The following is a 24,239-nucleotide window of genomic DNA, read 5'->3' on the forward strand; positions in this document are numbered from 1 at the left end:
TCCTGTAATTCCGCGCACCCCACCGACGGGAGCGCAAAACATGACAGGTCGCAATGCCGACCTAGCGATGAAACGCCAATGTCGCAATCACGCCCCGCTCCTGCCCTGGCCGTACGCTGACCCGCCAGCCGTACAGATCACAAAGACGACTGACGATCGACAAGCCGATGCCGCCGCCTTGCGAGTGGCCGGCGTGGGTGCCGCGGTAGCCGCGTTGGAACAGTTTGGCGGCGTCTTCTTCGCTCAGGCCGGGGCCCGAATCGATCACTTCCACTGCATCGCCCAGCACGCGCACGCGCACCTGGCCATCCTGGGTGTATTTGACGGCGTTGCCGATCAGGTTGCCGAGCGCGACCGACAGGGCCGATTCTGGGGCCTCGATGACCAGATCGCGCACGCCTTCCAGCACGAGCTCCAGGGGTTTTCCACCGAGCTGCGCGCGGTGCGAGTCGATCAGTTGTTCGGCCACCTTGGCGACATTGCTGCTGCCCTGCCCGCGCTCGTTGCGCGAGAGCAACAGCAGCGAGCCGATCAAATCGCTGCATTGCTGCTCGGCGCGCTGGATGCGTTGCAGCCGCTGCAACACCTTTTCGTCCAGGTTCGGTTTGGTCAGCAGCAGCTCGGTAGCGCCGCGGATCACCGCCAGCGGCGTGCGCAGTTCGTGACTGACGTCGGCGTTGAATTCGCGGTCGCGCTGCACCACTTCGGTCAGACGCGCCGAGTAGTCGTCCAGCGCTTCGGCCAGCTGGCCGACTTCGTCGTCCGGAAAATGCGCCGCCAGCGGTTTGGGTTGGCTGGTGCCGCCACGATAGGCCCGCAGGCGCGCAGCCAGATCGGAGACCGGGCGCATCACCTTGGACGCAGACCACCAGCCGATCAGCAGCGAAAACCCGCTGAACACCAATACCGACAAGATCAGGGTGCGCTTGAGCTGGATTTCGCCCTTCAACGCCTGGGTCATGTCGTAGGCCAGGAAGAACCATTCGCTCGGCGTTTTGCGCACCGCCAGCTTGTACGAATAGGTATTGCCGCTTTCGTCGACGCCGGTGATGGTGTGGATGCCGTCGGGCAGCTGGTACCACTCCGGTTGTTCGCGGCGCAGCGCTTCGAACTTGTCGCTTTTGACCACGCGCCCGCGCATCTGCTGCAGGGGCAGATCGGGATTGCGCATCGGATCGGAGTAAAAGCGTTGCGCGAAGGCGTCGATGTTGCGGTTCATCACGTCTTCCACCAACTGGTTTTCCACGCGCGAGCGCGCCCAGTTGGTGGCGAAGGCGAACAGCGTTGTCAGGCAGAAGCCCAACAACACGAACGACAGGATGATGCGGCTGCGCAGGCGCCGCCGATAGCGGCCGCGCCTGCGCGCCGGCCGCGTCTCGCCCGTACTTTCAGGCATCGGGCGAGGCGATGCGGTAGCCGATGCCGTGGCGGGTCTGGATCATCGGCACATCGAACGGCTTGTCGACCACGGCGCGCAGGCCGTGGATATGCACGCGCAACGAATCCGAATCGGGCAGTTCTTCGCCCCACACGCGGGTTTCCAGTTCCTGGCGCGTAACCACCGCCGGCGAGGCTTCCATCAGCGCCTGCAGGATCTTCAGCGCAGTCGGGTTGAGTTGCAGCAGCTTGCCGCGGCGACGCACTTCCAGCGTATCCAGGTTGTATTCCAGATCGCCGGTTTCCAGCACGCGGGTGTGCACACCCTTGCCGCGACGCGACAGCGCGTTGAGGCGTACCTCCACTTCCTGCAGCGCGAACGGCTTGATCAGATAGTCGTCGGCGCCGGAGTCGAAGCCGGCCAGCTTGTTGTCCAGCGAGTCGCGCGCGGTCAGCATCAACACCGGGGTCTGCTTGCGCGCCTCGTTACGCAGCTTGCGGCAGACTTCGATGCCATCCATGCCAGGCAGGTTGAGGTCGAGCACGATGGCGTCGAACTCGTGCACCACGGCAAGGTGGAGGCCAGTCACCCCGTCGGCGGCGAAGTCCACCGTATGACCACGGTCTTCGAGGTAATCGCCGAGATTTGCGGCGATATCGCTGTTGTCTTCAATTACTAGAATTCGCACTGGAACCTCGTTCGTTAAGCTGTTTTTAGCGCTGGCGCCGAGAAATTTCGTCTTGACTCACCGTGGTCTGACGGCGCCGCTGGGCAGCCGTCATGCACTGTTTCGTACTCATCTGCGACCCAGTCGCGCGCTCGCGCCGACAAATCAGCCGGCTATCTTCGCGTGCCTTGGTCAAAATTCGGGTGACGAGCTCCTGATCGTTGCGAACCGCTGCCAATTGCTCTGGCTGCAGTGCCTGGATATCTGGCTGCGTCTGGAATGCTGCTTCGATTCGATCCAGCGCAGCGTTCACCTTAGCGCGCTCATCCTGACTGATCTCGGAGTACTTCTCGCCGTCGGCAAGATCGGTACGGACCTGCGCCGCCTGAGGCTCGAACGGCTTGTCCAGATCGAGCACCACCGCCGATGCATGACCGCTCATCAGGCCCGTCGCGAGCAGCAGTCCCGTAACACTCCATCGTTTTGCCATGCGACGCCTCCTTGCCCGACCGATTTAACATTGGCGAATGTAGACGCGAACCCCTACAGCGGCAAGCCGTCCATAAAAAGGCCCAAGTGCGACACCGCACTTGGGCCAAAAGTTCATCCCGATCACCGTCACTGCCGAGAGCGGAGCTACGGTCGGGAGAGGCTAGCGAGGCCGTAATTAGATTTTCGTTAATTTTTTGGTAAAGCCGTTAGCCGGCCGATCGGCGGACGGACTGCTCAAGGTGCTGGACAATCGCCGCGGCGACGTCCACGCCGCACACGCCTTCCACTCCTTCCAAACCTGGGGTGGAGTTGACCTCCAGTACCAGTGGGCCGCGTTTTGACCGGATCAGGTCGACCCCTGCCACTGCCAGGCCCAAGGCGCGTGCCGAGCGCACCGCCACCTCCTGCTCCTGCTCGGTTGCCTCGGCCACGGCTGCAGTGCCACCCAGGTGCAGATTGGACCGGAAATCGCCTTCGGCCGCCTGGCGGCGCATTGCTGCGACGACCTTGTCGCCGACCACGAAACAGCGCAGGTCGGCCCCTTCGGCTTCACCGATGAACTCCTGCACGATGAAGTTGGCGTACAGCCCGCGCAGCGCTTCGACCACGCCGCGCGAGGCGCTGGCCTTTTCGGTCAGGATCACCCCGGCGCCTTGCGCCCCCTCATTCAACTTCACCACATGCGGCGGCGGGCCGAGCATGGAGAGCAGGTCCTGGGTGTCGTCGGGGTTGTCGCCGAAGACGGTGACCGGCATGTCGATGCCCTGCGCGGCCAACAATTGGTGCGCGCGCAGTTTGTCGCGCGAGCGCAGGATGGCGTCCGACGGGTTGGGCGTGTAGGTGCCCATGAACTCGAGCTGGCGCAGCACTGCGGTGGCATAGCGGGTGACCGAGGCGCCGATGCGCGGGATCACCGCATCGAAGCCGGTGATCGCCTTGCCCTTGTAGTGCAGGCTGAAGCCGTCGGCGGCGATGCGCATGTAGCAGCGCAACGGGTCGAGGATGCGCACGGTGTGCCCGCGCTTGCGTCCGGCTTCGATCAGCCGCCGGGTCGAATACAGCTTGCTGTTGCGGGAAAGGATGGCGATTTTCATCGCGGCGGGTACGCGGCGCGGCTTGGACATGGGCAGAGTCTGATGACGAAGTGACCCAAGTCCGTACAGTGCAGGCCGATTGCGCGTTCGCGGCAGGCCCGCGATGTACGCTGCGATCAGGCCGACTGCGACGGCCCCGAGAATGAAAGAGCGAAGTACCGCGACAAGTCCAACAACGCTGTGGCTGCACGGCCTCAACCGGATCGATGCTAGCAGGGCGTTGGCGCGTCGCTCAAGCAACGCAGACGCGTGGTTGCGCAACGCACTTCGCGCGTGCCTTATCCAGATCGCAACCCGTCGGTGGCCTTGCCCGATTGCTTGCGCATGGCCGCACTGTGGCGCGCGTGCGCGCCGACGGGACGTTGCGAGGGCACGCCACGTCAACGATTCCGACGGCCGCCCTCACGCCACACCCCTGTTGCCGTAACGCGTTTTGCACAGCTGTAGACGCAATGCTTGAGGCCCCTCAATGCCGGCGTGCCGGCGCATCCGAGACTCTCCATGCGACGTCCAGCAAGCGCGGCCTATGCCAATCCCTCCCGCATCCGTCAGGGGCGCCCGTTCCCACGCGGTGCCGTCTTCGACGGCAAGGGCACCAACTTCGCGCTGTTTTCCGCGCATGCCACGCGTGTCGAGCTGTGCCTGTTCGACGAACAGGGCAACGAAACCCGCGTCGACCTGCCGGAGTACACCAACGAAATCTGGCACGGGTATCTTCCCGATGCCAAGCCGGGCCAGCGCTATGGCTATCGCGTACATGGTCCCTATGCGCCGACCGAAGGTCATCGCTTCAATCACAACAAGCTGTTGCTGGACCCGTATGCGCGCGAGCTGGATGGCGACCTGATCTGGTCCGACGAGCTCTACGGCTACACGGTGGGTCATCCCGATGGCGACCTGAGCTTCGACGAGCGCGATAGCGCACCCTTCATGCCCAAGTGCGTGGTGGTAGAAGACACCTACGACTGGGGAGACGACACGCGCCTGCTCAAGCCGTGGAATGAGACGGTCATCTACGAAACCCATGTGCGCGGCTACACGATGCGCAATCCGCAGGTACCCGAGGCGGTGCGCGGCACCTTCGCCGGCCTGGCCCAGCCGCAGGTACTCCAGTACATCAAGGACCTGGGCATCACCGCGGTGGAGCTGTTGCCGGTACACGCCTACCTGGACGACCAGCATCTGCTCGACAAGGGGCTACGTAATTACTGGGGCTACAACACCATCGGCTTTTTTGCGCTGAAGTCGCGTTACCTGTCCAGCGGACATCGCGATGAATTCCGCGACATGGTCAAGGCCATGCACAAGCAGGGTCTGGAAGTGATTCTGGACGTGGTCTACAACCACACCGCCGAAGGCAGCGAGCTGGGGCCGACCTTGTCCTTCAAGGGCATCGACAACGCCAGCTATTACCGCCTGGCCGACGACAAGCGCTACTACATCAACGATACCGGGACCGGAAATACGCTGAATCTGAGCAATTCGCGGGTGATCCAGTTCGTCAACGATTCGCTGCGCTACTGGGCCGGCGAAATGCATGTGGATGGTTTCCGCTTCGATCTGGCCACCATTCTTGGCCGCGAGCCGAGTGGCTTCGATCAACGTGGCGGCTTCCTGGATGCCTGCAACCAGGACCCGCTGCTGTCGGAAGTCAAGCTGATTGCCGAGCCGTGGGACTGCGGCCCAGGTGGTTATCAGGTAGGCCACTTCCCGCCGGGTTGGTCGGAGTGGAACGACAAGTTCCGCGACAATGCGCGCGAATTCTGGAAAGGCGAAGACGGCAAGCTGGCGGAATTTGCGACCCGCTTCACCGGTTCGGCCGATCTATTCGATCGCCGCGGCCGGCGCCCGTGGGCATCGGTGAACTTCATCACCGCACACGATGGCTTCACCCTGCGCGATCTGGTCAGCTACAACGAAAAGCACAACATCGATAACGGCGAGGACAATCGCGACGGTTCGTCCAACGATGGCTCATGCAACTACGGCGAAGAAGGCGACACCGATAACGCCGAGGTGTTGCAGATCCGCGAGCGGCAGATGAAGAACCTGCTTGCCACGCTGCTGCTATCGCAAGGCACGCCGATGATGCTCAGCGGCGACGAGCGCGCGCAGACCCAGGGAGGCAACAACAATACCTATTGCCAGGACAACGAGATCACCTGGCTGGATTGGGAAAACGATCCCACCGACGGCCGCCTGACCGAGTTCGTGAAATCACTGACCCGTCTGCGCAAGCGATACCCGATCCTGTCGCGGGGCCGCTTTCTCAACGGCCAATACAACGAAGAAGCCGGTCTGCGCGATCTCACCTGGCTCAATCCGGGCGGCATCGAAATGGACGATGCGCATTGGACCGACCCCGCCGCACGTTCGGTGGGCCTGCTGCTGGAAGGCAAGGCGCAGACCTCGGGGGTCAAGGAACTGGCCAATGACGACACCTTGCTCATCGTCATCAATGCTTATCACGAGGGCGTGACCTTCACCTTGCCCTCCTCCGATGAGCCGGTGCACTGGAAGCTGGTGCTCTCCACCGACGAAGCGCTGGAAGTGGACATGATGCCGGCCGGTGCCAGCGAATTCCTGGCCCCGCCGCGCAGCGTGTCGGTCTTCGAGTGCAAGAGCGACCAGTAAAGCCGTCCCAGCAACGCGCACTCAGGAGCGATGCTTGCTTCCTACCGGCATCGGAGAGGCAGCAAGCGTTTTTGTTTCCGACGATGGAATGACGGAGGGGTCTTGCGTGCGCTACGCGGGTTGCGCGTGGCCAGGGTCATGGTGCCGATGGCAACACCCCAGCGAGTCTGTGCGATCTCTCACGTTGGGCCACGTCCTCATTGCTTGCTCCCTGGATCAGGAATCAGTAGGTCAGCATCCATCGCCGGGATTTGCGCGGGAAACACGGCGAACGCTTTCTCGCAATGATTGAGCGCGTGGGTTTTGCTTGAAATCGGGAATTGAATGTGTGGTTTGAAGACACGCGGCTTGCGGCACTCGAGCGTTCATTGCACGGCCAAAAGCCAGCAGATGCCACCAAAAAATCTGCGGCCAACCGGACTTGAAGCGTGCAAACACCACAACATCTATCGCTGCCAGATCATCAAAAGTCCGGCATGGCTCCGCAGACCACCGAAATCAGCCAAGTGTCTTGGAATAACACGCGCAAAGCAGGGCGCTGTGCGCCAGACATTCACCAAAAGATCGAAGGCCAAAAGCAACGCCTTGCCCATTGCGGGCCTTCGACATCCCTTGTGGGGTGACTCAACCCGGATACAGCGGGAAGCGCTTGTCCGGATGATTGGCTTTCCACTCTTTATAAGAGCTGGTGCCTTCCCAGGCCTTGAAGGCGCGCGGCGTACGACCACGGCCGGACCAGGTTTCGCCGGAATGCGGAATCCAGTACTTGGCGACCACTTCGCCGGTGGAAGACAGCGGCCCCTTGGTCTTGCCGGTCATCGCCAGCGAGGCGATCTGGGATTTTTGCTTGGCATTGAAACGGTTGCCGAACTGGGTAAGCACCTCGATCACCTGGTCGAAGGCTTCCAGCGTCTGGGCGTATTTCAGCTGCGCTTCTTCCTGCTCAAGCTTGCGCAGCTCTTCCAGCAGTTGAGCCCGGGCGGCGGCGGTGGGTGAAGCGGGCGAATCCTGGCGCATTGGCAAAACATGAGGTATGGGCGGGTCAACGAGTATTGCCGCTGGGCCGCCCAGCGTAAAGCGCCCGGGCCCGTGCGGGTCTGCTGGCGCTCAGCGATGGCGCAGCAGGGCGTGCTCGCGGGCCATGGTCAGGACCGGGCCGATTCGCCCGGCGCGGATCAGTTCGCTGCAGTGCTTGCCGACGAATTCCACCCGCGGCGTGCGAAACCACTGCACCACCCGATCCAATTCGCCGGCATTGATCGACCAGGCGTGGTAGACCGCCTCGCCCAGCTCCTCCACCCCAATCAGCCCGAGCTGGCGGATCTGTTCGGGATCGAGCGCGAACATGTCCAGGACCTTGCCTGCATTGTCCGGCGTGACATGGCCGGTGCGCACGTGCCTTGCCAGCCCAGCGCCGTAGGCGATCGACGCCACCCACGCAGACTCGGCACGGCGCATCCCCTTGATCAGCGCGCCGACGAGTTGGGAATGGGTGGTCATGCCTGCACTATGCGGCGGCGCTAGAGCCGGCTCAATCGGGATCTCCCCGACTCTGCGCAAGAAAATTCAGAAGCCGGGAGGCCGGCGGGCCTCGGTGCGCCGCAGCGCCATCACCGCCGCGCCGGTCTCCACCCCGCAGCGGCCGCTTCATTCACCGAACAGAAGAAGCGCTCGCCCTTCGCCGGCGAGATGCGCGTCTTTGCATAATCGCGCTGGCCCGGCATATGAAAGATCTTCTTGCCGTCACTGGAGATATTGCCCTTGATCCTGCAGTTGATTGGCGCCGATGCTGCAACCTGGCGCGTGGTTGCTGTCCGCGCCTTCTTGTCGCGGCGGTAGTCTGCCGGCATCTGAAACGCGCCCTGCCAGAGATTGCGGCGCTGCTGCTGCGCGAGGCGCTCGTCTACCTCGAACGCGGTAGCGTATTGACGATAGGCGACCGCCCAGCCAGAGCGCACCATCCAGGCATTGACGGACTGCCCCTGCACGAAGCATTCGGCGACCGTGCGGCCATAACGATCGGTATCTTTCGGCTGGCAATGCACGGTCTTGTCCAGCAGATAGCCATCCAATGCCGCTGCAGCGCGGCGGCCGCACGGCCAGGCGCTGCCATCGTGTGCATTGCACTGTTGCGCGCTCTCCGGCGCATCGAGGCCCCACAGGCGGATGCGCTGATGGGCAACGGTGATGGTGTCACCATCGGTCACCGTTGCACGACCAACCAGCTCTGCAGCACTTACAGGTAAAGCAATAAGCACCAGTACCGACAACACCCAGCATTTCAACAACTTCAACAACTTCAACAGCCACTTCCTTTCCAATCGGCAGACTGCGCTCCGCGTGTCTTGCCTTAGTGCAACTGCAGCCGGTCGGCCTGGTCAAGCATTCCATCGAACCTGACATCTGCGCCGGCAACCAATGCCAGCGCAGGGGCGGGCACTGTATGCCAATCCATCCGCGATGCCCATCCTTTTTGCTCGTTCTTTGTGCAGGCTTCAGATGTCTTCCATGCGCAGAGCGGGCACGCAGTGTGATGGATGGCGCGCAGGCAGATAAGCGCGCTCTGTCGCTATTGATGACACGCGAAAATTCGCTGGAGGATATTCAGCCGAAGCAATGACCAGACGGGTGCCAGAGGCGAACTTCATCAGCATGCACATTGCGCCGCTCGTTGCGCACGATGCGTCATGTACAGCGCGGGACGCTGCCAACACCGAACGCGCGATGACCAACGTCGATGCGCTGTGGCTCAGAGTGATGCGCAATCGCGTAGCGCCGATCACCTGATCACCGGCTGCATCAATCGGGGAGAGTGAACTGCGGAGCGATGCGCTCGGCAAGAAAACGTGCCGGATATGGAGCGGGCGATGGGAATCGAACCCACGTCAGTAGCTTGGGAAGCTACAGCTCTACCATTGAGCTACGCCCGCCTGGCGCTGACAGAGTTTATGCGGGCGCAGGTGTCCGGCGCAATGTGCGCAGATAGAACGAGGGCCGGTTGCCCGGCCCTCAGATGTTGCGTGTGAGTTATCTGTGGCTTGCCGCGCCTCAGAAGTTGCCGCTGAAGTTCACAAACAAGGTCGCGTCGCGGGCGCTACGCTGGGCGGTGGTGGTGCTCAGGCCGATGTTGCTCTGCAAGCCCCACAGCCCGGTGCGGGCACCCAGGACGACAGTGGCGTAGTTGCGATCGAAGTTCTGACCAGGAACGGTGTACATGCCCACTTCCGGCATCGACTGCAGCCAGGCGCTGGCTTCGCCGCCGTCCTTGAACTCGTGGTCGTAGGTTGCCTGCAGGTACGGCTTGACCATGGCGCCGTCCAGACGCACCTGGAAGCCAACGCGGCCCACCAGCGAATCGATGTCCTGATTGGCGTAGCCCAGCGCGGTGGCGCTGTCGTTGCTTTCGGTATAGCCGTCGAGCTTGATTTTCTGCCAGGTCAGGCCGGCCACCGGGCCGTACTTGAGGTTGCCTTCGCCCAGCGAATACCCGGCGTTGAGGGCGGCGGTGAGGTTGCTGCCGTCGGGGGAGCCGCTGTGCACGCGGGTGGCTGGCCCAAGCTGGACTTCGCGGTCCACGTCGTAGCTCAGCCAGCTGTAGCTGACCTGCGCATTGACCCACACCGGGCCGGTGTACCAGCCGAAGAAGCCGCCCAGGGTGGTGTCGTCCTGCTTGAAGCTGCCGTTGCGGTTACCGAAGTCGGCGTCCATGCGGCCGAAACCGGCAAAACCACCGAACACCAGGTCGCCTGCAGTCCAATCCACACCGAACAGGCCGGCCGGCGCCATGCCGTCGTACAGGTCCGCGTGGTCGTAACGCTGCATGTCGCCGCGCACGCTGCCCCACCAACGCATGCCGTCGGCGTCCGGCTTGCCGTCCAGATGCCAGGCCACCTGGTCGGCGCGCGCGCGGCCGCCGGCCTGCGCCGAATGCGTCAGCACCTGCTGCAGACGCGGCGCTTCCAGCAACGAGATGGCGTATTCGCCCAGGATCTGGTGCACCGCCGTGGTCGGGTGGATGCCATCGGCGAACACATAGGTGTTCTGCGCATTGGCGGCGACCAGGCTGGTCGGGTTACAGGCCGGCAACGGCACGGCCGGGTTGCAGGCGGTGCTGGTGACATTGCTGAAACCATAGGTGCCCGGGTTGGCGACGATTTCCTGCAGCATGTGGAAGGTGTCGACCGGAATCACGCGCAGGCCAGCGGACTGCAGGCCATTGAACAAGGCGGTGTTATAGGCCGTGGCCGCAGCGGTGCCCTGCGCCATCCCCACGGCGCCGCCGGCGCGGAAGCGCGGGGTGAGGCCGACGTCCGGAATGGTCGGCACCATGACGTAACGCGCGCCGGCATTCTGCAAGGTGGCCACGGCACCGACCTGGGCGGTGACTGCGCTGCCGATGATGGCCTGGGCCTGGGCCGGAGCGAGGGACGCGGCGAGCAGGTCGTTGGCGCCGCCCCATACGGTGTACAGCGCATTGGGGTTGGCACGGCCGCCGTTGGCGGTGAGATAGGTGTTGATCTGGCTGGTCACCGACGGCGCAGCGCCGAGTGCGCTGACCGAGCTGGCCTGGATGCGCGCACCGCCGGCAGCGTAGTTGTCGCCGGTCTGGCCGTTACCGTTGGGCGCGGCGTTGGTGCCGAAATGGTCGCCGACATATTCGGCCCACACCCAACCCGGGTTGGTGGTGAACTTGCCGGTGACCGCGCGCGAAGCGGCCGGCAGCAGCGGGTTGTAATACCCGCTGTCGGTGAGGCTGTCGCCGAAGAACACGGTCTGGTCGAAGGCCGACTCGGCCATGGCCGGGGCGGCCGCAATAGCGATGGCCATAGCCATCAGGGAGCGGATCGGGCGAAGTGTGGAAGCCATCGGAATGCCTGCTTGAAGTGAGTGGGACCGGACCGGCGTGCATACGTACGCTGGCGAATGGCACATGGTTTCACCCTGGCCGCCCGCGCTCACGCTGCATTGCCGCATAACGCAAAAACGCGCGCCGGAGCGGCACGCGATGCAACAATGATGACATGAACATCCAACTCAACGGCACCCCGCGCACGCTTCCGGACAATTTGCCGCTGGCCACCCTGCTGGAGCAGGAAGGCCTAGCACAACGCCGCGTCGCGGTAGAGGTCAATGGCGAAATCGTGCCGCGCGGACGGCATGCAGATCACGCATTACGCGAGGGCGATGTGGTGGAAATCGTGCACGCGCTGGGCGGAGGCTGATGCGCCGCGCAAGCCGGCGCATCCGCGTCCGATCGGTGATAATTGCCGCATGACGAATCCCGCCCCCTCTGATGCGCTGGTCATCGCCGGCAAACACTACCGTTCGCGCCTGCTCACCGGCACCGGCAAGTTCAAGGACCTGGACGAAACCCGCCTGGCCACCGAAGCCGCCGCAGCCGAAATCGTCACCGTCGCCATTCGCCGGGTGAACATCGGCCAGGATCCCAACGCACCCAGCCTGCTGGATGTGCTGCCGCCGGAGCGCTACACGCTGCTGCCCAACACCGCCGGCTGCTACACCGCCGAAGAGGCGGTACGCACCTGCCGGTTGGCGCGCGAACTGCTGGACGGCCACAACCTCACCAAGCTCGAAGTGCTCGGCGACGAGAAGACGCTGTACCCGGATGTGGTGCAGACGCTCAAGGCTGCCGAACAACTGGTCGCCGATGGTTTCGAGGTAATGGTCTACACCTCCGACGACCCGATCCTGGCCAAGCGCCTGGAAGAGATCGGCTGCGTGGCGGTGATGCCGCTGGCCGCGCCGATCGGCTCGGGACTGGGCATCCAGAACAAGTACAACCTGCTGGAAATCATCGACAACGCCAAGGTGCCGATCATTGTCGACGCTGGGGTGGGCACCGCCTCGGATGCGGCAATCGCCATGGAGCTGGGCTGCGATGGCGTACTGATGAACACCGCCATTGCCGGTGCGCGCGACCCGATCCTGATGGCCAGCGCGATGCGCAAGGCGATCGAGGCCGGACGCGAGGCGTTCCTGGCCGGGCGGATTCCGCGCAAGCGCTATGCATCGGCGTCGAGCCCGGTGGATGGTGTGATTGGATGAGTGGGCGGTCTGCGTTGACATTGCAGCCGAGGCGCAATGGTTGGCAGTGCGGAGTGCCGGATATGACCGCGGCCAGATCGCGCGTTGCTGCGAGCGCCCCCCCTCACGCCGTACCCTCACCCCGACCTCTGCCCCGCTCCGCGCCCCGGCCCGTGCCTGCGTCGTGGGCGCTCCCAGGCACGCGCGCCATGGCGCGCAACTGTGCCTCCTCGCTCCGGTGGGAGAGGGGCTTTCGTTTTGCCGATGACTTAATTCATGACTGATCCTTTCACCAGCGACGGCGCCAAGATGCCGCCCAAGCCCTTCACCATCGAAGAGGGCCGCCGGCAGGTGCGCAGCTTCGTGCTGCGCCAGGGCCGTTTCACCCCCGCGCAGCAACGCGCCTTCGACGACCTGTGGCCGCGGTTCGGGCTGGACTACACCGGTGCGCCGCGCGATCTGGCTGCCACCTTCGGACGCGATGCGCACAAGGTGCTGGAGATCGGCTTCGGTAATGGCGCCGCGTTGCGCTTTGCCGCGCAGCAGGACCCAAGCCGCGATTACATCGGCATCGAGGTGCATGCTCCTGGCGTGGGCCGCCTGCTCAACGCGCTGGACGAAGACGGCAGCCCCCATGTGCGCCTGTATCACCACGACGCGGTGGAAGTGCTGGAACACGAAATCGCCGACGGCGCGCTGGACGAAGTGCGTATCTATTTCCCCGATCCATGGCACAAGAAGCGGCACAACAAGCGCCGCCTGATCCAGCCGGCATTCGCGCAGTTGCTGGTGCGCAAGCTGCGCGAGGGCGGCCGCCTGCATGCGGCCACCGACTGGGCCGATTACGCCGAACAGATGTGGGACGTGCTCGATGCCACCCCGGGCCTGGTCAATCGCGCCGGCCCACGCGGCCACGTCGAACGCCCGGCCTGGCGCCCGCAAACCCACTTCGAGACGCGCGGCCAGAAGCTTGGGCACGGTGTGTGGGATTTGCTTTATGACCGGGAATCGGGATTGGGGATTCGTAACAGCGGCATCCCCGGCAACCAGACGCTTCAGCGCTTTTAACCAATCTCCACTCCCGAATCACGAATCCCGGCCCCCAATGGACACCGCGCTGACGCTGACCAACGATATGAAGCTCGTCCTCGGGCTGGTCGGTTTCACGATGGCGATGTTCCTGTTCGAGCGCATTCGCGCCGACGTGGTGGCATTGATCGTGCTGGTGGTCTTGGGCGTCACCGGGCTAGTGGCGCCGGAAGAACTGTTCGGCGGGTTTTCCGGTAATGCGGTGATGAGCATCATCGCCACCACCATTCTGGGCGCGGGTCTGGAGCGCACCGGCGCGTTGAACCGGTTGGCCAGCTGGCTGTTGCGGCGTTCGCACGGCAGCGAGCAACGCCTGATGATGATGACGCTGGCCATCTCCGGCTTGAACTCCTCGTTCATGCAAAACCCCTCGGTGATGGCGTTGTACCTGCCGGTCGCCTCGCGCCTGGCCGCACGCACCGGGCTCACCTTGCAGCGCATGCTGCTGCCGATCGCCGCGGCCATCGTGATGGGCGGCGCGCTCACCATGGTGGGCAATTCGCCGCTGATCCTGCTCAACGACCTGCTGGTCTCGGCCAACAACAACCTGCCCTCGGGCATGGCCAGCATCGAGCCGTTGACGATGTTCGCGCCGCTGCCGATCGGCGTGGCGCTGCTGATCGCCGCACTGCTGTACTTTCGCTTCTACGGCGACCGCAAGCTGATCGAAGAAGAACGCCTGATCAACGAAGGCGTGACGCCCTCGCGCACCGAAAGCTATTTCGCCAAGACCTACGGCATCGACGGCGATGTGTTCGAGCTGACCGTCACCGCGGAAAGCCCGCTGGTGGGCATGACCCTGGGCGAGGCCGAAGCCTTGCACGATGCACCGTTGCTGCTTGCGCTCAAGACCGGTAACGACACCCGCCTGGCACCGCCGGCCGATATGCGCATCTGGGTCGGCAGCGTGCTCGGCGCGATGGGCCCGCGCCAGGAAGTGGCCGACTTTGCGCAAAACCAGTTCCTGCGCATGTCCTCGCGCCTGCGCAACCTGGGCGATTTGTTTAATCCCAGCCTGGCCGGTATTTCCGAAGCGTTGATTCCGCCGAACTCGCGGTTGATCGGCAAGAGCGCCGGCGAATTGCGCTTGCGCAAGCAGGCGGGCATCAGCCTGTTGGCAATCAACCGCGACAAGCAGGTCATCCGCGAAGACGTGCGCAACGTGCCGCTGCGCGCCGGCGACATGCTGGTCTTCCACAGCATCTGGCAGGACCTGGCCCAGGCGGCGGAAAGCCGCGATTTCGTGCCGGTGACCGACTTCCCCAAAGGCGAGCAGCGTCCGCACAAGTTCAAGATCGCGATGGCGATCTTCGCCTTCACCATCCTGATCGCACTGACCTCGCGCCTGCCGGTGGCGCTGACACTGATGACCGGCGTGGCCTGCATGCTGGTCAGCGGCGTGCTGCGCATGGACGAGGCCTACGCCTCGATCAACTGGAAGACCATCTTCATGATGGCCGGGCTGATTCCGCTGGGCTGGGCCATGGACAGCAGCGGCACCGCGGCCTGGGTTGCCGGCCACACCATCGACCGCCTGCCCGAAGGCGTGCCGGTGTGGGCGCTGGAAATCAGCCTGGCACTGTTGACCACAGCTTTTTCCCTGGTGATCAGCCACGTGGGCGCGACCATCGTGATGGTGCCCATTGCAGTCAATCTGGCGCTGGCCGCCAACGGCAACCCCACCGCGTTCGCGCTGATCGTGGCGTTGTCGGCGTCCAACAACCTGATGACCGCGTCCAACCCGGTGATCTCGATGGTGGCCGGCCCGGCCAACTATCAACCGCGCGAGTTGTGGCGCGTGGGCGCACCGCTGTCGCTGATCTACATCGTGGTGATGGTATCGGTGATCAACCTGATGTTCTGGTGGGCGGCGCGCTGATCCGGCGTTGCGCTTTTTTCGAGCGGCCGACAAAGCGTCATCGGCAATCGTTGCTGGCGCTTACCCCAGCAGCACCTGCTCATCTTCGACCCGCACCGGCACCGCAAACAGCGATTGGCCGCGGCATGGGCCGCTGACGCATTCGCCACCGCTGAGTTCGAAGGCCGCACCGTGCGCGGCGCAGACCAACTGGCCTTCCTTGGTCTTCAGGAACTGCCCCGGCGCCCAGTCCAGCCGGCGGCCGGCATGCGGGCAGATATTCAACCACGCACGGACCTGGGTGCCTTCGCGATACAGCACCAGCGATTCGGCACCGCTGTCCAGCAGTGCTTCCACTTCCAGAAACCCGGCATCGGGAATCTGCATCAACGTGGCAAGCGTGGTGGGCGATGGCAACGACATGCAGGGAACCGGGAACGATGGCGATGGGGCCTGGATTGTGGCATGCGCGCCTGGCCAGCACGGGGAGCCTCAGACGGCGACTGCGGGACAACGCCATGCCCAGCCAACCGGCCACAACTGGCCGCATACGCTGTCATCACCGCCTGCCGCACGTGATCGCCTTCGCAAATTGCAGTGTCAATTAACGAACTTTTCACTCAATGACATGAAACCGCAACGATACTGCGCCCTCGTTTCCTGCCCGGCAGCCCACCGCCATGCCTGCACGCCTCTTCCAATTCGGCAACTTCCATCACCTGTTTGCGCCGCGCAAGCCGCGTCACCCATTGGTGCGCGTTGCCGCCGGCCTGGCTGGTCTGGTGATCCTTGCGGTGCTGATCTTCTTCAGCGTGTTCGTTGGCGCAGCGATGATCCTGGGCGGCATCGCCTGGAAGCTGTTGAGCAAGCCGAACCGCCGCACGCCGCAGCAGGCACGCGTGGTCGACGCCGAGTACCACGTGGTGCGCAAGCCCGCGTTGCCGTTGTCGCACTGACACCTGGCCGACTGCATCGCTGCGCCGCGGTCTCGACCTGCGCAGCAGTTGCGGGGGTTGGCCGATGCCTGCATCGATGATGATTTGATTCCAGCACGCCACACCTGGCGTGCGACGGCTTGCCGCGCGTTGAGCAGTGCCATGTCGCCGGGTGCTGCGCTGCGCTGATGGGCCACAGGCGCATTGGGTGCTGCTTCGAGCACCAGTTCACCGCCCTGCGCGCACGTCTTCTCACAGCCGCATCAATGCACACCGCGCTCGCATCGAACGCCAGCGGCGCGCTGCCAGTCCTGTGGTGGGTTCGCAATCGTCTGGTTGTATCCATTGCCACTCACGCGTCGACGCTTCAGAGGCCTCGCAGCGCTGCCAAATCGGCCATGTCATGCACTGGATGCAAGCGTCATGGTTCCGTCGTACACAGGCGAACCGCTAGACTCACCTGCCCGTATGTTGAGGATGCGCGCATGACCCACGATGTGATTCCCGCCGCCGATGTTCCGCGCATTCCTGTGGTGGGTGGTGGTAGTTTTCCGGTGCATCGCATCTACTGCGTGGGGCGCAACTTTGCCGACCATGCGCGCGAGATGGGCGCCACCGCACCAGCCTCCAAGGCCGAGCGTGGCCAGCCGACCTTTTTCATGAAGCCTGCCGATGCCATCGTGGTCGGCCACGGCGACCGCATTCCCTACCCGCCCGGCACCAAGGAACTGCACCATGAAGTGGAACTGGTGGTGGCGCTGGGCAGCGATGCGCCGGCCGGCGAGTTGCCGGTGGAACAGGCCGAGCGCCTGATCTACGGCTACGGCGTGGGCCTGGATCTGACCCGTCGCGACCTGCAGGCCGCGGCCAAGGCCAAGGGCTTGCCGTGGGATATCGCGAAGGGCTTCGATCACTCCGCACCGATCAGCGAGCTGGTGCATGCCGGCGAAGTCGGCGCGCTGGAGGCGCTGAATCTGTCGCTGGAGGTCAACGGCCAGGTGCGTCAGCAGTCGTTGCTGGATCAAATGATCTGGAACGTGCCGGAGATCCTGCATGAGCTTTCCAAACTCTACGCACTGCGCGCAGGCGACCTGATCTTCATGGGCACGCCGGCCGGCGTCGGCCCGTTGCTGCCGGGCGACCAGTTCAGTGCGCGCCTGGAGAACGTCGCCGAGCGCCACGGCATCATCGCGGGCTGACATCGAGCCGGCTACGATCGGGCTGCGGCAGTTGGTCCGCGACCGCAGTTGGAGTGCACTATGGGAATGGTCAGCGAATTCAAGCAATTCGCAATGCGCGGCAATGTCATCGACCTGGCGGTCGGTGTGGTCATCGGTGCGGCGTTCGGCAAGATCGTCACCGCGCTGGTGGAGAAAATCATCATGCCGCCGATCGGTTGGGCCATCGGCAATGTGGATTTTTCGCGCCTGGCGTGGGTACTCAAGCCGGCCGGCGTCGATGCCACCGGCAAGGAAATCCCGGCCGTTGCTATTGGCTACGGCGATTTCATCAACACCGTCGTGCAGTTCCTGATCATCGCTTTCGCGATCTTTCTGGTGGTCAAGTTGATCAACCGCGTGACCCATCGCAAGCCGGACGCGCCGAAGGGCCCGAGCGAAGAAGTACTGCTGCTGCGCGAGATTCGCGACGCGCTCAAGAACGACACGCTCAAGCCGCCGGGCGCGCTGTAAGCGGGCACAACCAACTGGCGCATCCTGTGGCGCAACTTCGCGCAGAAGGATGACCTTTCGCACGCAGACGGGGGACCTGGCGCTGATAAGCTCGAGGTCCCCTTGTCGTTGGAGCCGCCCTGCATGCGTCGTCTCGCTGTTGCCATCTCTGCCCTACTCGCCTGCTCCTCCGCACTTGCCGCGCAGACCAGCATCCCCGACAGCGCATTGCGTACCGCAGCGCAGCTACGCGAGCAGGCGCTGGCCGATGACACCGGCTTTTCGGTGGTCCAATCGTTGACCACCGAGGTGGGCCCGCGCATTGCAGGTGGCGAAGCAGACCCACGTGCGGTGGCCTGGGCCAAGGCGAAATTCGCTTCACTGGGTTTCGACAAGGTATGGACCGAGCCGGTGACCTTTCCGAAATGGGAGCGTCGCAGCGAACACGCTGTCGTGATCGGGGCGCATGCGCAGCCGTTGACCATCACCGCATTGGGCGGCAGCCCGGGCGGCACCGTCGAGGGCGAGGTGGTGCGTTTCGAAACGCTGGCTGCGTTGCAGGCCGCGCCAGCCGGCTCGCTGGCCGGCAAGATTGCCTTCGTCGATTACCAGATGGTCAAGGCGCGCGACGGCAAGGATTACGGCAATGGCGGCGCCGTGCGCAGCAAGGGGCCGTCCGAAGCGATACGCAAGGGTGCCATTGGATTTGTCATGCGCTCGGCCGGCACCGACTCGCACCGCGTGCCGCATACCGGCATCACCCGTTTCGATGAGGGCCTGACGCCGGTGCCGGCTGCAGCGCTGTCGGTGCCCGATGCCAACCAGCTCGCGCGGCTCACCGCACTGGGCAGCACGCGCGTGCGCCTGAAGTTGGATTGCGGCTGGGACGGCACGGCCACCTCGTACAACGTAATCGGCGAAATCACCGGGCGCAGCAAGCCCAAGGAAGTGGTGGTGATCGGCGGACATCTGGATTCATGGGATCTGGGCACCGGCGCCATCGACGACGGCGCCGGCGTGGCGATCACGATGGCTGCCGGCCACCTGATCGGCCAACTCAAGCAGCCACCCAAGCGCACCATCCGCGTGGTGGCCTTCGCCAACGAAGAGCAAGGCCTGTACGGCGGCAAGGCGTATGCCGCCGCGCATGGCACCGATGCCAAGGACATGGCACTGCATCAGATCGGCGCGGAAAGCGACTTCGGCGCCGGACGCATCTATGCGTTCAACACCGGCGCGGCCGCACCGGACGACTCGCGTGCAGCGACCAGGCAGATTGCCGAGGTGCTGGCACCGCTGCGCATCGCGTATGAACCGGGCAAGGGCGGCCCTGGCCCGGATGTCGGGCCGATTTCCGCCAAGGGTGGAGCCTGGGGGTGGCTGGCGCAGGATGGCACCGACTACTTCGACCTGCACCACACCGCCGACGACACGCTGGACAAGATCGACCCGAAGGCGCTCGCGCAGAACGTGGCCGCCTACACCGTGTTCGCGTATCTCGCCGCAGAAGCCGATGGCGATTTCGGCAGCCGCGCGAAGAGCGTGCAACCGCCGAGCGAGTGAATGGCCAGGATGATGCGGGGCATGCGCCGAACGCTCGATTCGGCCGTGATTTGCCGGTTTTCAAGCGCCAGGCGCATGCAGGAATCGCACGATGCCTGGCGCTGCTGCTTGCGCAGATCGGCGCGTTCGTCTGGCAAGTGCGCAGTTGCGATGAAGCGGCTGCCACTGGCCGCGGGTCGTACCGGGTAGAGGCACATCACTTGCTCGGCAGCGGTGCGTAGGCGGTGGATTCGGCGATGACCGGCAGCCGCCGCTGGTACTGCGTCAGGTGATGGGTCGGTTGTTTTTCGTGGTCGCTTCACACGTCGAACCGGTAGCGCGCGCATTCGCTCTTACTCCAGGATGAGCACACACAATGGTGGCCAAGCGCCAACGCAGTGCGAACAATGCGGCGACGTTGTTGGATGTCGCCAAACACGCCGGCGTCTCGCCGATGACCGCTTCGCGTGTGATCAACCGTCACCCGCATGTGGGCGAAGCGATGCGCGCGCGCGTGGAGGCCTCGGTACAGGCATTGGGCTACCGGCCCAACCTCGCCGGCCGCTCGTTGCGGACCAGCGGGCTGCTGCGTATCGGCGTGCTGTACAGCAACCCGAGCGCCGCATACCTCAATCAATTCATGCTCGGCCTGCTTGAGCAGAGCAGCCTCACCGGCAGCCAGGTCATGGTGGAGAAGTGCGGCGCCATCCGCAGCCAGCGTGCGGCCACCGAGCGCCTGCTCGCTGCCGGCGTCGATGGGGTGATCCTGCCACCGCCGTTATGCGACTCGCGCCAGACCATCGCGGAACTCGATGCGCGCGGCATTCCGGTCGTGGCGGTGGCCAGCGGCGCACCGATGGCGCAAATCAGCTCGGTGCGGATCGACGACTACCAGGCCGCACGCGCCATCGTCGACCACCTGATCGAGCTCGGGCATCGTCGCATTGCGTTGATCAAGGGCGACCCCAAACACACCCCGAGCGCACTGCGCGCCAACGGCTATCTCGACAGCCTGCACGCTGCCGGCGTGTCGGTCGCAGATGGCTTGATCGCCGAGGGCCTGTTCACCTATCACTCCGGTCTTCTGGCCGCACGCAGCCTGTTGGCGCAGCGGCCACCACCCACGGCGATCTTCTGCAGCAACGACGACATGGCGGCCGCAGCGGTGGCGGTCGCGCACGGACTGGGCTTGCGCGTGCCCGAAGATGTCTCCATCGCCGGCTTCGACGATACGCCGGTGGCCACCACCATCTGGCCCGAACTCACCACCGTGCACCAACCGGTCACTGCGATGGGTCGTGCTGCTGTGTCACTGCTGGCCGACGCGGTTCGTCAACGCCGCAAGGGCGACACCGCACCCGGCGTGCATCAGGTGATGAAGTACACGCTGGTCAAGCGTGGCTCGACGGCAGGGCCGCCGAAGACATAGCGCCACAGCGCGCCATCACCATCCCGGTTCGGCATAGACGCATCACCTCAATCTATGCGCACGCTGCGCCGTCGCGGCCGACCGCTGCCGTTTCAACAGCAATCAGACTGACAGTTGCAGCATTCAACTGCCGGCGTGATTGCGCAGACGCCCGCCCAATCACGCAAAAAAACGGCCACATCGCTTCCCGACGATGTAGCCGAATGGGAGGGTATTCGACGTCACCGCCGAACGTACTGCAGCGCCGTATCAAACGGCGACGGGAAGAACGCGTAAGGACCGCTCGGAGAGGAGCGAGGACAACCGCATGTGCGGCACGGCGCGGGGACACACCGTGCCGCACAGCAGTGTCTTGCATCAGTGCATGGCATCAGAAGCGCAAACGCAGACCCGCGTAGTAGCGACGCTCGAAGATGTTCTGGTCGAAGTAGTGATTGGTCCACTGTGCGTAACGGCGTTCGCTTTCGCCAGTCAGGTTGGTGGCCTGGGCGTACAGGGTCAGGTGATCGTTGACGTCGTAGCTCAGCGACGCGTCCAGGTAGCCGACGTCGTCGTTCCAGATCGCCAGCTCGTCGCCCCATGCGGAACTGTTGACCTGGCTGAAGCGCTTGCTGCGCCAGTTGTAGGCCACGCGCGCCTGCAGCTTGTCCTTTTGATACCACAGCACCGCGTTGGCCTGGTGCTTGGAGTTGTCGCCGATCGGCAGCGTGTTGCCGTCGATATCGGTGTTGTCGGTATCGGCATCGGAGAAGGTGTAGTTGATGTTGGTGCCGAAGCCGCTCAGCCAGCCCGGCAGGAAATCGAAGGCCTGCTGGTAGCCGATTTCAAAGCCCTTGATCTTGCCTCCGCCGCCATTGACGATGCGCTCGACCGGGCCGCCCGCGCGCACGACGCCATCGGCATCGGGCAAGGCTTCGATATTGGTAACGGTGGTGGGGAACGACTTCACGTCGATCAGAAACGCACCCACGCTGATCAACGAGGCATCGGCGAAATACCATTCCCACGAGGCGTTGTAGTTGGTGGCGCGGTACGGATCCAGATCCGGATTGCCCGAACGGCCATTGAGGAACAGCACCGCATCCGATGGCAGCGACGGATTACGCGGCGGCGTGCCGTTGACCGCATAGAAGCTCACCAGACCACGGCCCAGATCGGGCAGGTCCTGACGCGCAACCGCCTTGTTGTAGGCGAAACGCAGCTTCTGCGCGTCGGTGACGTCCAGCGACAGGTTCGCGCTGGGCAGCACATCGGTGTACTGGCGATTGAGACGGTTGGTGCCGATCGCGGGACTGACGCCGTTCCATTCGACATTGCCGATATAGACGTTGCCGCTGCTCAGGTACTGGTCGATCGCCAGCTTGGTCTGCACGATGCGCGCGCCGATGTTGGCCGTCCACGGCACGCGCGTGCCGGTCCCGCCTTCCAGGTTGGCCATGAAATAGGCCGAGCTGGTTTTTTCGGTGACCTGGTAGGAATCGGCTGCCTGCTGATACGCCACGTTGCCCGGATACAGGCTGTTGAGATAAGCAACCGGGTCTTTCATCGCCTGTGGGTTGATCGCCGGTAGGCCCTGACTGCCCAGGCCGGTGACCTTGAGCGGATCGAAGTCGTTGAAATACGCCCAGTAGCCGGGAATCGAATTGAACGGCAGCAAGCGCGCTTCGGACACGCCGCTGCATGTATCGACGATCAGCGGATCCTTGTAGTAGTACAGCGAACGGTTCGGGTCGGCACAGCTGGACGACACCGGCGACAGATACCGATAGGTATCGAGCTTGAAATCGCGCTCACCGTAGCGAATGCCGAACTGGAAGCCGCGTACCACGCCCTCGTCGAACTCGAAGGTGCCATCGGCGCGGAACGCGTCCATCTTGGCGTCGATCTTGTTGCCCTGCGCCCAGGTGGACATCAGCTGCCAATTGTCTGGATTGGACACATCGGTCGCGAGGTTGACCGCCGGGTAGGTGCCACGGAAATCCACCGATGCATCCACGGTGGGCAGGCCATTGACGTTAGCCCACTGGGTCACGCCGCCGGCACGTGGGATCTGGTCGCCGCGCGTCACTGCTGCATCGGCACGCGCTTCGTCGTAGGTGCGCTGCGCATCGCCATGCACCCAGCGGAACGAGGCACGGAATGGGCCGCCGTCGTCGTAACGCAATTCCAGATTGGTATTGAGCGCATCCGAATCCGCCACCCCGGCCATCGAATGCGCCTGAAAGCGGTTGTAACGAAAATTGCCGTACTCCAACACGCCGTTGGGATCGACCACAGATCCCGGCTGCAACTGATTGGTCGCCCAACCGGTGTGCAGCTGCGCGGCAACCGAGGTGTCGTGGTCTTCGAGCTTGGTGTAGGCCGCGTCCGCCAACACGGTCCACGAATCGTTGATGTTGAACTGGAACGAGCCATTGATGCCGGTGCGCTGGCGATCGGTGCTGCGGTTATCCAGCTCGGTCGCCACCCAGTTGTAGAAGTAGTCGCGCGGCAGATTGCCCGGGTCGGTATTGCTGCCGATACGTCCATCGCCGTTGAAGTCGAAGCCGACATTCTGTTCGGTGGATTTCTGTGCGCCGTTGGAATACACGCTGGGGTGCTTGTTTTCCAGCGTGGCATCCGAATACGACACCGCCAGCAACGCGCCCCAACGCGCGGTGCGAAAACTGGCCAACCCCGAATACAACGCGTTGGCTTTCTGCACGCGGTCGCCGTACGAGCCTTCGGCCTGGCCGCTGAAGGTCCAGCCTTCCGGCAGATCGAATGGGCGCCGCGTCTTCAATGAGACCGTGCCGCTGATGCCGCCATCCAGATCGGCGGCAGTGGGCGACTTGATCACGTCCACGCCACTGAACAGCGTGGGTGGAATGTCCACGAAATCCGGCTGCGCGCGGCCGATGTTCGGCTGACCATATTGATCGCCGCCGCCTGCACTCAGGTACAACTCGCCGTTCATGGTGGTCTGCACCTGCGGCATGCCGCGGATATTGAGCTGCGAACCTTCGCCGGCCGACCGCCGGATCTGCACGCCAGGCACGCGCTGCAACGAATCGGTGATGGTGACGTCGGGCAATTTGCCGATGTCTTCGGCAGAAATCGAATCGATGATCTGCGCCGCGCTGCGCTTGTTCTCGATAGCTTCGGCCTGCGCGCCGCGCACGCCCTTGACCATCACCTTGTCCAGTTCGGTGACGCCTGGAGCGGTGGCGGTGTCTTGCGCGCTTGCGCCGCCGGCAAGCAGAGTGAGCGCAGCCGCGAGCGCGGCGGCCAACGGGGTATGGCGGGTATTCGAATGCAGCTTGTTCATGGTCCCCTCCCAGGGATGACAAATCCACGACCGTTTCGACTGGCATTGCCGGCACGGCAATGCGGTATTGGCTGACGTACCAGACGGGGCGTCAGTGCG

General features: G+C 63.9%; 21 protein-coding genes and 1 tRNA gene. 11 read left to right on the forward strand and 11 right to left on the reverse strand.

The genetic code is table 11. The features are described 5' to 3' along the window. Window positions 1–61 precede the first annotated feature (61 nt). The 4 genes from ACCQ07_RS15960 to rimK form a co-directional block, all read right to left on the reverse strand. Window positions 62–1,396: a sensor histidine kinase gene (locus ACCQ07_RS15960; protein WP_372363450.1), complete on the reverse strand. Its 1,335-nt coding sequence runs from the start codon at window positions 1,394–1,396 to the stop codon at window positions 62–64. Next, a complete protein-coding gene (locus tag ACCQ07_RS15965) occupies window positions 1,389–2,066 on the reverse strand; it encodes a response regulator transcription factor (protein ID WP_003490678.1) in 678 nt (225 codons plus the stop codon). The genes ACCQ07_RS15960 and ACCQ07_RS15965 overlap by 8 nt, the downstream gene beginning before the upstream one ends. Window positions 2,067–2,091: 25 nt before the next feature. Then, window positions 2,092–2,535 (reverse strand): hypothetical protein, encoded by a 444-nt coding sequence (locus ACCQ07_RS15970; RefSeq protein ID WP_039582692.1) that lies wholly within the window; start codon window positions 2,533–2,535, stop codon window positions 2,092–2,094. A 208-nt stretch (window positions 2,536–2,743) separates the two neighbouring features. Continuing rightward, window positions 2,744–3,631, reverse strand: coding sequence for a 30S ribosomal protein S6--L-glutamate ligase (rimK, locus tag ACCQ07_RS15975; RefSeq protein WP_503255977.1), 888 nt, complete (start codon window positions 3,629–3,631; stop codon window positions 2,744–2,746). Between the two features lie 501 nt (window positions 3,632–4,132). Here rimK and glgX point away from each other — a divergent pair. Next, the gene (gene glgX / locus ACCQ07_RS15980; RefSeq protein ID WP_031423887.1) at window positions 4,133–6,265 is read left to right on the forward strand and encodes a glycogen debranching protein GlgX; all 2,133 of its coding nucleotides are present in this window, start codon (window positions 4,133–4,135) and stop codon (window positions 6,263–6,265) included. 624 nt (window positions 6,266–6,889) lie between these two features. Here glgX and ACCQ07_RS15985 read toward each other — a convergent pair. The 3 genes from ACCQ07_RS15985 to ACCQ07_RS15995 all read right to left on the reverse strand — a co-directional run bounded on the left by ACCQ07_RS15985 (window position 6,890) and on the right by ACCQ07_RS15995 (window position 8,568). After that, window positions 6,890–7,282: an H-NS histone family protein gene (locus tag ACCQ07_RS15985; protein ID WP_008576847.1), complete on the reverse strand. Its 393-nt coding sequence runs from the start codon at window positions 7,280–7,282 to the stop codon at window positions 6,890–6,892. Between the two features lie 90 nt (window positions 7,283–7,372). Next, complete coding sequence (locus tag ACCQ07_RS15990) at window positions 7,373–7,765, reverse strand: hypothetical protein (protein WP_057681806.1); 393 nt, start codon at window positions 7,763–7,765, stop codon at window positions 7,373–7,375. Window positions 7,766–7,875: 110 nt separating this feature from the next. Then, entirely contained in the window at window positions 7,876–8,568 is a 693-nt protein-coding gene (locus tag ACCQ07_RS15995; protein WP_372363452.1) for a thermonuclease family protein, read from the reverse strand. 313 nt (window positions 8,569–8,881) lie between these two features. Here ACCQ07_RS15995 and ACCQ07_RS16000 point away from each other — a divergent pair, with 313 nt between their 5' ends. Next, the gene (locus tag ACCQ07_RS16000) at window positions 8,882–9,052 is read left to right on the forward strand and encodes a hypothetical protein (RefSeq protein WP_503254907.1); all 171 of its coding nucleotides are present in this window, start codon (window positions 8,882–8,884) and stop codon (window positions 9,050–9,052) included. Window positions 9,053–9,121: 69 nt separating this feature from the next. Here the strand turns inward: ACCQ07_RS16000 and ACCQ07_RS16005 are convergent. Both ACCQ07_RS16005 and ACCQ07_RS16010 read right to left on the reverse strand, forming a co-directional pair. Further along, window positions 9,122–9,195, reverse strand: a tRNA-Gly gene (locus ACCQ07_RS16005). A 118-nt stretch (window positions 9,196–9,313) separates the two neighbouring features. Further along, window positions 9,314–11,098 (reverse strand): autotransporter domain-containing esterase, encoded by a 1,785-nt coding sequence (locus ACCQ07_RS16010; protein WP_014090904.1) that lies wholly within the window; start codon window positions 11,096–11,098, stop codon window positions 9,314–9,316. A gap of 188 nt (window positions 11,099–11,286) precedes the next feature. On the opposite strand from ACCQ07_RS16010, the gene thiS reads away from it, so the two are divergent. The 4 genes from thiS to ACCQ07_RS16030 all read left to right on the forward strand — a co-directional run bounded on the left by thiS (window position 11,287) and on the right by ACCQ07_RS16030 (window position 15,278). Continuing rightward, window positions 11,287–11,487 carry a sulfur carrier protein ThiS gene (gene thiS, locus ACCQ07_RS16015; RefSeq protein ID WP_008576838.1) on the forward strand — a complete coding sequence of 67 codons (201 nt, stop codon included), beginning with the start codon at window positions 11,287–11,289 and terminating at the stop codon, window positions 11,485–11,487. Window positions 11,488–11,536: 49 nt separating this feature from the next. Next, window positions 11,537–12,331, forward strand: a complete 795-nt coding sequence (locus tag ACCQ07_RS16020; protein ID WP_011348384.1) for a thiazole synthase — start codon at window positions 11,537–11,539, stop codon at window positions 12,329–12,331. Window positions 12,332–12,586: 255 nt separating this feature from the next. Beyond that, a complete protein-coding gene (gene trmB, locus ACCQ07_RS16025; RefSeq protein WP_218540620.1) occupies window positions 12,587–13,378 on the forward strand; it encodes a tRNA (guanosine(46)-N7)-methyltransferase TrmB in 792 nt (263 codons plus the stop codon). A 37-nt stretch (window positions 13,379–13,415) separates the two neighbouring features. Beyond that, entirely contained in the window at window positions 13,416–15,278 is a 1,863-nt protein-coding gene (locus ACCQ07_RS16030) for an SLC13 family permease (protein WP_071118745.1), read from the forward strand. Window positions 15,279–15,338: 60 nt separating this feature from the next. Here ACCQ07_RS16030 and ACCQ07_RS16035 read toward each other — a convergent pair whose 3' ends face one another. Then, window positions 15,339–15,680 (reverse strand): Rieske (2Fe-2S) protein, encoded by a 342-nt coding sequence (locus ACCQ07_RS16035; protein WP_057681803.1) that lies wholly within the window; start codon window positions 15,678–15,680, stop codon window positions 15,339–15,341. Between the two features lie 257 nt (window positions 15,681–15,937). On the opposite strand from ACCQ07_RS16035, the gene ACCQ07_RS16040 reads away from it, so the two are divergent. From ACCQ07_RS16040 to ACCQ07_RS16060, 5 genes are all read left to right on the forward strand, one after another. Then, complete coding sequence (locus ACCQ07_RS16040; RefSeq protein WP_057681802.1) at window positions 15,938–16,213, forward strand: hypothetical protein; 276 nt, start codon at window positions 15,938–15,940, stop codon at window positions 16,211–16,213. 464 nt (window positions 16,214–16,677) lie between these two features. Next, entirely contained in the window at window positions 16,678–17,391 is a 714-nt protein-coding gene (locus tag ACCQ07_RS16045; protein ID WP_014090906.1) for a fumarylacetoacetate hydrolase family protein, read from the forward strand. 60 nt (window positions 17,392–17,451) lie between these two features. Then, complete coding sequence (gene mscL, locus ACCQ07_RS16050; protein ID WP_003487203.1) at window positions 17,452–17,883, forward strand: large-conductance mechanosensitive channel protein MscL; 432 nt, start codon at window positions 17,452–17,454, stop codon at window positions 17,881–17,883. Window positions 17,884–18,006: 123 nt separating this feature from the next. Beyond that, window positions 18,007–19,425 (forward strand): M28 family peptidase, encoded by a 1,419-nt coding sequence (locus ACCQ07_RS16055; protein ID WP_372363453.1) that lies wholly within the window; start codon window positions 18,007–18,009, stop codon window positions 19,423–19,425. Window positions 19,426–19,780: 355 nt separating this feature from the next. Continuing rightward, the gene (locus tag ACCQ07_RS16060; protein ID WP_008576822.1) at window positions 19,781–20,833 is read left to right on the forward strand and encodes a LacI family DNA-binding transcriptional regulator; all 1,053 of its coding nucleotides are present in this window, start codon (window positions 19,781–19,783) and stop codon (window positions 20,831–20,833) included. Between the two features lie 370 nt (window positions 20,834–21,203). Here the strand turns inward: ACCQ07_RS16060 and ACCQ07_RS16065 are convergent, their stop codons facing one another. Next, window positions 21,204–24,140: a TonB-dependent receptor gene (locus ACCQ07_RS16065; RefSeq protein WP_014090908.1), complete on the reverse strand. Its 2,937-nt coding sequence runs from the start codon at window positions 24,138–24,140 to the stop codon at window positions 21,204–21,206. Between the last annotated feature and the right edge of the window lie 99 nt (window positions 24,141–24,239).

Origin of the sequence: Xanthomonas sp. NCPPB 3583 (assembly GCF_041475715.2) — a bacterium.
Lineage (GTDB): Bacteria > Pseudomonadota > Gammaproteobacteria > Xanthomonadales > Xanthomonadaceae > Xanthomonas > Xanthomonas euvesicatoria.